Raw genomic sequence first — 7486 nt, forward strand, 5'->3', positions numbered from 1 at the left:
AGGGATCATCAGGCCAAAGGATGTAGATCATGGAAGTGCAGCAGTCTTCAAACGGCAAATGGGTGCTGGTCAGCGGCGGCAGTCGCGGCATTGGCCGCGCCCTGGTCCTGGCCCTGGCCCGGGAAGGGTATCGGGTCGCGTTCACCTATCAGTCCTCGGCCGAGGCGGCCTTGCAACTGGAGCAGGAAGTCGCTGCCAATGGCGGCCAGGCCAGCGGGCATGCCTGTGACGGAAGGGACCACGACTCGGTCCAGGCGGTGTGCGCACACCTGGTGGAGACCCACGGCGAACCTTACGGTTTGATCAACAACATGGGCGTGACCGGCGACCAGCTGTTGTTCAAGTTCGACATCGAGCGTTACCGCGATGTGGTCGCGACCAACCTCGACTCGGCGGTGTATTTCAGTAAATGCCTGGCCCCGGCGATGGCTGCCGAGCGCCGCGGCAAGATCCTGCACATGTCCTCGGTCAGCGGGCTCAAGGGCAACAAGGGGCAGATGGGGTATTCGGCAACCAAGGCGGCGATGATCGGCATCACCAAGACCATGGCCCTGGAAATGGCGCGCTTCAAGATCACGGTCAATGCCATCGCCCCAGGCTTCATTGCCACGGAGATGGTCGAGCAGATCGCCGACCCGATACGCAAGTCGATCACCGACACCATTCCCCTCAAGCGCTTCGGCGAAGTTCGGGAAGTGGCGGCCCTGGCCAGCTTCCTGCTGTCGCCCCAGGCCGACTACATCACTGGCCAGACCTTCGTGATCGATGGTGGTCTGACGGCCTGATTGGCAGTTCCGATCTGGCCGCAGAGCCAGGAGAAGTCATGAGTCAAGAATACGATACCGTTTTCGTCGGCGCGGGCCTTGGCGCGTTGGCGGGTGCCAGCCTTATGGCGCAGCGAGGCCAGAAAGTTCTGGTGGTGGAAAAGCACAACGTAGCCGGCGGCTATGCGAGCAATTTCCGCCGCAAGGATTTCAATTTCGATGTCTCGCTGCATTCGTTCGACGGAGTGGTCCGTGGCGCCGAGTCGTTCAATGTCATCCAGGCCTGCGGCGTGGCGGACAAGGTTGAGTTTCTCCATCACCCGACCCTGTATCGCTACCGCTCGCAAGACATCGACCTTACGGTCGGGCATCGCGACCTGGAAGGGTACAAGCGCGAGCTGTTCCGCTTCTTTCCCCAGGAGGTCGCTAACATCAACCGGCTGTTCGCCGAGTCGCAGCGCAACTACAAGGACCTGTGCGGTTTCCTGTATTCGCGCAAGCCGTTCTGGATGAGGCTGGTGGCCACGCCCATGATCTACCCCCGGGTGCTCAAATATGGGCATGAAACGGTGGATCACTATTTCTCGCGCTTCACTTCCAACGAGCGGCTCAAGGAAGTGCTGTCGGCGCAATGGAGCTACTACGGCCTGCCGGCCAAGGATCTGGCGTTCGGGTACTTCTCCTATCCCTTCATCGACTACCTGGAGAACGGTGGCTATTCGATCAAGGGCGGCTCGCAGGCCCTGTCCAACGCCTTGGTCGAGGTCATCGAGCAGCATGGCGGCCGGGTCGAGCTGGAGTCGGCGGTCAACCAGATCGTGATCGAGCGCGGCCGGGTCGGCGGCGTGGTGACGCGCAAGTCGGGAAGGGTCAAGGCGCGCAATGTCGTGGCCAATATCTCGCCCCACGCGGTGCTGGCCCTGGCGGGCGAGCAGCACTTCGCCGCCAAGTACCGCTCGCGCCTGCGCGAACTCAAGCTGTCAGTGTCGGGGTTCCAGGTCTACCTGGGGCTCGATTGTCCGCTGAGCGAGCTGGGCGTGGGCCCCGAGGAGTACATCCACTTCTTCGCCCCGCCGAAAACCCAGCGCGAACAGTTCGAGCATATCCAGGCTGGAGAGCTGCATGGCGACAACACCAGTTGGTCGATCAACTACTTCTCCAACGTCGATCCCTCGATGGTCCCGGCGGGAAAGTCCAGCCTGGGCCTGTTCACCCTGACAGGCGCCGGCGAGTGGCACTCGCTGGACAAGCTCGACTACCGGCGCAAGAAGATCGAACTCACCGAGCTGCTGATCGCCAACGCCGAACGGGTCATTCCCGGTCTGCGTCGGCATATCGAGGTCTGCGAGGCGGGGTCGCCGCGCACCATGAGCAAGTTCACCCATAACCCGGCGGGCGCCATCTACGGCTTCGAGCAGAACACCCGACAGTCCGGCCTGTTCAACCGTTTCCCGCAGAAATATCCGGTCAAGGGGCTGTACCAGGTCGGGGCCTGGACATTCCCGGGCGCAGGCTTCATCGGAACGATGCTGTCGGCGCGCTTGTTGGTCGACCGCTATTTCTGAGCGGCGACTTCCCAGTCCAACCAGACATTTACGAGACTCACCATGACCTACGTAGTGACCGACAACTGCATCCAGTGCCGCCACACCAACTGCGTCGATATCTGCCCCGCGGATGCCTTCCACCTGGGGCCGAACTTTATCGCCATCAACCCCCAGGAGTGCGTGGACTGCGGCCTGTGCCTGCCCGAATGTCCGGAGGGGGCGATTCAGCCGGAGAACCAGCTCGATGACAGCAACCGTCATTTCCTCGAGCTCAACGCTGAACTGGCCCAGCACTGGCCGGTGATCCTGCAACGGATTCCGCCCCTGGCGAACCATGAACAGTGGAGCCACAAGCCGAACAAGCTGCCTCACCTGATACATGAGGCCGAGGCGGTCGATCCGGCTCGTGACCACCACCTAGCCCATGCTTGATGCGCGACTGGAACCGTAACCCATGCAAAGCTTTGATCGATTCAAGACCCTCGAGAGCGACACTTTCGACGTGATTGTGGTGGGCGCCGGCATCGGCGGCCTGACGGCAGCCGCAACCCTGGCCAACCGCGGCAAGCAGGTGCTGGTGCTGGATATGCATTACGAAATGGGCGGCTGCGCCACGGTGTTCCACCGCAAGGGCAAGGACTATGAGTTCGATGTCGGCCTGCACTACATCGGCGACTGCGGCAAGGACGGCCTGATTCCGCGGATCCTGCGGGGGGCCGGCATCGACGACGGTGAAATCAGGTTTATCGAGCAGGATCCGGAAGGTTTCGAGACCCTGTGTTTTCCCGACTTCCAGTTCGCGGTTCCCCGTGGTTATGAGCGCTTTCGCGAAAAACTGCTGGAGGCATTTCCCAAGGAGCGGGCGGGGATCAACCGCTATTTCAAGATGCTGCAGCAGGTCTGGGACTTCATGGGCATCCACTCGCGCCCGCTGACGGCGCTGTGGGTACTGCCGCGCTCGTGGATGCTGATGCGCCACGCCAAGTCGACGGTGGCGCAGTTCCTCGACACCTGTACCCAGGACCAGCGCCTGCGGGCCATCCTCACCGGGCAGCTGGGGGTTTATCACCAGCCGCCGAGCCGCGCGACCATGGCCGGCCACGCGGCGGTGGTCAATCACTTCCTGCAGGGTTCCTACTACCCCTCGGGCGGTGGCCAGATGTTCTCCGACAAGCTGGGCGAGGTGGTCGAGCGCAAGGGCGGCAAGATCCTCCTGCGGTCCAAGGTCGAACGTATCCTGATCGAGAACGGGCGTGCGGTGGGGGTCGAGTTCAGCAACAAACACCTGGGCAAACGGGTGGTCAAGGCCGACGCGGTGATCTGCAACGCCGATATCAAGCAGGCCTTGCTCGGCCTGATCGGCCGTGAACACCTCAAGCCAAAGACCGTGCGCCGTGCCGAGCAGTTCGAGATGTCGCCGGCCATGGGCGTGGTCTATCTGGGTATCGACATGGACCTTAAGGCCATGGGCCTGAAGAACACCAACTACCGCATCTACCCAGGCTGCGATTACGAGAAGGCCTACCGCGAGGTGTTCGCCGGAGCGTTTCCCGAGGAGCCCCATCTGTTCATCGGTAACGCCACCATGAAAGACCCGGATAACCCGGCCATCGCGCCGCCGGGCATCTACAACCTGCAATTGATGTCGGCGGTGCCTTCCAGCCCGCAAAGCTGGGGCGTGACCCAGGCCGAGCTGACGGATGGCAGCTATCGGAACAACCCGGCCTACCTGGCGAAAAAAGAGTGGTACGCGCGCCAACTGATTGCCTTGGCCGAACGGGTGATTCCGGGCATGTCGGAACACATCGTCTATCAGGAAGTCTCGACCCCCTTTTCGGTGACGCGCTTTATCGGCTCCGAAGGCGGGACGTCCTACGGCCTGGCCTTTACGCCGGAGTATTTCCTGCACAACCGGCCGGGAGCCAAGACGGAAATCCGCAACCTGTACCTGTGCGGCGCTTCCACCCGTACCGGGCACGGCATCTTTGGCGCCATGACCGGTGGCGTGGAAGCGGCCGCGGCAGTCAGCGGGCGTCACGTGCGCTACCAAGTGATGGACATCGGTACGCGCGCCGAAGCGGCGGCCAGTTGATGGCGACGTCATGGCGCACCCGCCGGTGCGCCATGACGTCTATGCTGCAGCGCGTGAATCATGGGATTCACCGAGCTGGATTCGCATCAAGGAGCGATGGAATGGCAAACGGATACAACATGGCGCTGGTCATCGGTGCCGGGCTCAGCCTGCTGGCGGCGCTGCTGCATGTCGGGGTGATTATGGTCGGGCCGTCCTGGTATCGCCTGTTTGGCGCTGGCGAACGTTTTGTGCGGGCGGCCCAGGCCGGTCGCTGGTTTCCCGCAGTGGTCACGGCCGGGATTGCCCTGGTGCTTGCCGCATGGGCGGCGTATGCGTTGTCCGCCGCCGGCGTGATCGCGCCCTTGCCGTTGCTGCGCCCGGCGCTGTGCGCGATCACCCTGGTCTATCTGCTGCGCGGCCTGTTGGGGCCGGTTGCCCTGGCTGGTACCGGGCGCAGTCGTCGCTTCATTTTCGTCAGCTCGACGATCTGTCTGGCTTATGGGCTGGTGCATCTGTTCGGCCTGGTGCAAGTCTGGGACTCCCTGGCCTAGGTGCATGTCGCAAGAGGGCTGCGGAGTTGAAAGTCAGGGCCGATTGCGGTCACCCTTGGCACCATCAGCTTGGCCTCAGCCCTTTAGGACCTCCATGGACATTGCAAAACCCGCCCTAATCCGCGAAACCTTCCCTGTCGGCCCGTTGCAGTGCAACTGCACGATCATCGGCGACCCTGTTACAAAAAAGGCCATCGTCGTCGACCCGGGCGGCAACCCCGACCTGATCATGGCGCGGCTCGACGCGTTGGGGCTGAAGGTGGTGAGCATCATTCATACCCACGCCCACCTGGATCATTTCCTGGCGTCCGGGCAGATGAAGGAAAAGACCGGCGCGACCTTGCATTTGCATAAGGAAGACCAGTTCCTCTGGGACAACCTGGAAATGCAGTGCAGCATGTTCGGCGTGCCTTACACGCCGGTGCCGGCGCCGGATCGCTGGTTGGCGGACGACGAAGAGCTGGCCTGCGGCTGCGGCGTGGCCCTGCATACGCCGGGGCATACCCCAGGTTCCATGAGCTTCTGGTTTGCATAATGTAGTCAAGCCGATTTTAGGCTGAATTGAGCAACGTGAGCGCTAGTAGGGGGGAGTAAGGAGAGAGAGCAAAGAAGCATCTAGATCATTTAGCGTCACGACCTGCTCGTTGGTGGAGGGATGGCTCTCGACTCCCCTCGAAATCGCGGCCATGAGGAGAACGGGATTGGATCGCAAGCTTGTAAAATAGGTAAGAGAAATTGTAATGAAGTTGCCGACATGGCGTTTCTTATTGTTGATCGACTAGTCCGGCTTAGGGGCATGGAGATTATGTAGAATTATCTCGCTAAGTATAATTGGCTGTTTTTTGATCGACTGGCTTACCTCCGTACTTCCCAGGACGGTCGCCAATACCCTGTCTGAGCGCGCAGACTTTCAAGACGCATTAGTCTCGCCACGCGATGCCGAGCACAACTCTCACCGACCTTGCGCAGATCGTCATGGATTTTGCGATAGCCATAACCCCGCCACTCTCCAGCCACTAATGCTTGATCAAACCCCAATAATCGCTGGTCGTCTTTAGCACGTTCAGATTGCGGCTCAGACAACCAGGCGTAATAACCACTGGGATGGACCTTCAGCGTCAGGCAAAGCCGTCGAATCGAATAGTCGCCCGCGCGCTGTTTGATAAAGGCGTACTTCAACCGCACTCCTTGGCAAAGTACGCGGCGGCCTTTTTTAAGATGTCTCGCTCTTCAGTGACCCGCTTGAGTTCCGCTCGCAGGCGACGCAGTTCGGCGTGCTGATCATCTCCTGCTGCCGCTCCTCCTGAGGTTTGCTGTAGCGCTTTATCCAGGCATAGAGGCTATGCGTCGACACACCAAGACGTGCTGCCACATCAGCGACAGGCAGCTTCTTTTCGGTCACTTGATTGACCGCTTGGATTTTGAATTCTTCGGGGTAACGCGGGTTGCTCATTGCACCTCCTAATTGGCCTCAGTTTAAGGCAAAGAGGTGTCTACGAAACCCGGGGCGATTCAGTCTGAACAGCATCCAGGCGGTGTCCAATCGCTCGTCGACCTGAGTCAGTTGCGTTAATAGGGCATCCAGAGATTCCTTGTCGGCTGTTGCAGCAAGGCCGCTGGTCAACTTTGATAGCTGATAGTGCTCATAGCCCAGCGTCCCCGCCAGGGCGAGGAGGCATAAACTGAGGGCCAGTGTTGTACGAGTGGGGCGTGGTAGGTTCATGGGAGTCCTCGCGCGAAACCGAGGACACCCTCTCAAACCGGGAGGGGCTGTCGCAGTAGGAAATAGATTTCCCAGGGTGGCTTGAATTTACTCGCTCTGCCAACCCAAGTGATGCTGGCCACTTTTGTAGTGGTAACTTGCAATGTGAGGGAGTCTTTCTGGTTACAACCTCCAGATGATGGCTGATGTACCGTCGTCATCGAGTCGGTGGATTAGCGCAACTGGGCAACTCTGAAGGGAACAGAACCATTGGGCACTCATAGACAACGACTGATCGTGATCAGGAAAATTTCAACTCTTCTAGGCTCTTTACGAAAAGTAATGTCGTAAACACCACATAGCACAAGCCAGCAAGACCATCGCCGCATAACTTTCTGCGAGTTTGTCGAAGCGCGTAACGATGCGGCGGTTCTCCTTCAGCCAGCCAAACATACACACGATGATATTGCGCTGTCGGTACTTGGGACGATCAAACAGTCTCGGTAACCCCGGCTTAGGTTTACGCTTCATGCTGCGCAGAGGAATCACCGGCTGCATTCGGTACCGGTCGCAGTAGCGACGCAACGCTTCGGCGTCATAGCGTTTGTCCGCCAGTAACCCAACTTCAGCGGGACGCCGTTGGCATCGCACAACATGTGGGTCTTGGTGGTCAGGCCGTCCCGGCTGCGCCCGAGCGCGTAATCTTGCGGTTCTTCAGGCCCTCTTTTTTCCAGTACCAGAAGAGGCCAGGGTTGCTCGTACTGCGGTGGAGTCAATCATCCAGGTCTCCAGATCAATTAACCCTTGCTCGTTGAGCTTGATGTGAAGTCGCTTGAGCATCTGGTCAA

Annotated in this window: 5 protein-coding genes and 3 pseudogenes; 6 read left to right on the forward strand and 2 right to left on the reverse strand. The window is 59.9% G+C overall.

Features of this window, described 5'->3' with window-relative positions; all coding sequences use genetic code 11:
• The first annotated feature begins 29 nt into the window (after positions 1-29).
• The 6 genes and pseudogenes from BLV20_RS28155 to BLV20_RS28180 form a co-directional block, all read left to right on the forward strand.
• On the forward strand, positions 30-785 hold the full coding sequence (locus BLV20_RS28155) for an SDR family NAD(P)-dependent oxidoreductase (RefSeq protein WP_092305644.1): 756 nt from the start codon (positions 30-32) through the stop codon (positions 783-785).
• Positions 786-823: 38 nt separating this feature from the next.
• On the forward strand, positions 824-2329 hold the full coding sequence (locus BLV20_RS28160; RefSeq protein WP_092305645.1) for a phytoene desaturase family protein: 1506 nt from the start codon (positions 824-826) through the stop codon (positions 2327-2329).
• 42 nt (positions 2330-2371) lie between these two features.
• On the forward strand, positions 2372-2743 hold the full coding sequence (fdxA, locus tag BLV20_RS28165) for a ferredoxin FdxA (RefSeq protein WP_092305646.1): 372 nt from the start codon (positions 2372-2374) through the stop codon (positions 2741-2743).
• 22 nt (positions 2744-2765) lie between these two features.
• The gene (locus tag BLV20_RS28170) at positions 2766-4403 is read left to right on the forward strand and encodes a phytoene desaturase family protein (protein ID WP_092305647.1); all 1638 of its coding nucleotides are present in this window, start codon (positions 2766-2768) and stop codon (positions 4401-4403) included.
• Positions 4404-4504: 101 nt separating this feature from the next.
• Complete coding sequence (locus BLV20_RS28175) at positions 4505-4936, forward strand: hypothetical protein (protein ID WP_092305648.1); 432 nt, start codon at positions 4505-4507, stop codon at positions 4934-4936.
• Between the two features lie 94 nt (positions 4937-5030).
• Positions 5031-5465: pseudogene (locus tag BLV20_RS28180) on the forward strand (MBL fold metallo-hydrolase); the annotation flags it as partial.
• A gap of 322 nt (positions 5466-5787) precedes the next feature.
• Here BLV20_RS28180 and BLV20_RS28185 read toward each other — a convergent pair.
• Together BLV20_RS28185 and BLV20_RS28195 are read right to left on the reverse strand one after the other, a co-directional pair.
• Positions 5788-6389: pseudogene (locus BLV20_RS28185) on the reverse strand (transposase); the annotation flags it as partial.
• A gap of 579 nt (positions 6390-6968) precedes the next feature.
• Positions 6969-7486: pseudogene (locus tag BLV20_RS28195) on the reverse strand (IS5/IS1182 family transposase); the annotation flags it as partial.

Source organism: Pseudomonas sp. NFIX28, assembly GCF_900107395.1.
In the GTDB taxonomy this organism is placed as follows: Bacteria; Pseudomonadota; Gammaproteobacteria; order Pseudomonadales; family Pseudomonadaceae; genus Aquipseudomonas.

Excerpts from the sequence above, each read along its gene's own strand:
- BLV20_RS28155 (WP_092305644.1), top strand. The coding sequence starts at position 30 with ATGGAAGTGCAGCAGTCTTCAAACGGCAAATGGGTGCTGGTCAGCGGC.
- BLV20_RS28175 (WP_092305648.1), top strand. The coding sequence starts at position 4,505 with ATGGCAAACGGATACAACATGGCGCTGGTCATCGGTGCCGGGCTCAGC.
- BLV20_RS28160 (WP_092305645.1), top strand. The coding sequence starts at position 824 with ATGAGTCAAGAATACGATACCGTTTTCGTCGGCGCGGGCCTTGGCGCG.
- BLV20_RS28170 (WP_092305647.1), top strand. The coding sequence starts at position 2,766 with ATGCAAAGCTTTGATCGATTCAAGACCCTCGAGAGCGACACTTTCGAC.
- fdxA (WP_092305646.1), top strand. The coding sequence starts at position 2,372 with ATGACCTACGTAGTGACCGACAACTGCATCCAGTGCCGCCACACCAAC.